General features: G+C 36.5%; 1 protein-coding gene. It reads left to right on the forward strand.

Features of this window, described 5'->3' with window-relative positions; translation table 11 throughout:
* Window positions 1-423: 423 nt before the first annotated feature.
* The coding region (locus ACYT32_RS12355; RefSeq protein ID WP_461793475.1) for a MobA/MobL family protein at window positions 424-751 on the forward strand (328 nt) is incomplete at its 3' end.

Here is a 751-nt window from a genome sequence, read left to right on the forward strand (position 1 = left end):
TTAATCTGATCGTTAGACAAATTAGCATAATCTAAATTGGCTTGACTGATGATTTGTTTACCTAGCCGTTGTTCAATCTTATTTTTTTCGTCCTTAATTTTTTGATTAAGGGCTTTTAATTTAGCTTCTTGTTTTTCTAAGTTACTTTGAGACATAACGATCCCTCCAATCGTATTAAAAATAATCACCGACACTATATCATACAGAGAACGTAAAGTCAAAGGATAGAAGTTGAAATAGCGAAGCGGAAGGCATACACTAAGTTAAAGTTAAGAGAATCAGAAGACCGAGTGAAACGAGGTCAATGCGCACTTACACATAGAATGAATTCTATGTTGTGCTAACCCCAAAATCCTGTATTAGAAGTCGCCGATGGCGACAACAAAGTCAAGCCCATATAATCAAAGTAAAGAGGTGACTAACATGGCAATATTTCATATGAGTTTTAGTAATATTAGTGCTGGTAAAGGACGCAGTGCCATTGCCAGTGCCGCTTATAGAAGTGGTGAAAAATTATTTGATAATCAAGAAGGCCGCCACTATTTTTATGCCCGCTCGGTTATGCCAGAAAGCTTTATTTTAACCCCAAAAAACGCACCAGAATGGGCCAGTAATCGAGAACAATTATGGAATGAAGTTGAAAAGAACGATCGTAAATCAAACTCACGGTATGCAAAAGAATTTAACGTGGCTTTACCGGTAGAATTAAGTGAATCCGAACAGAAAGAATTACTGACAAAATATGTGCAAA

This window comes from Companilactobacillus sp. FL22-3 (genome assembly GCF_054881455.1).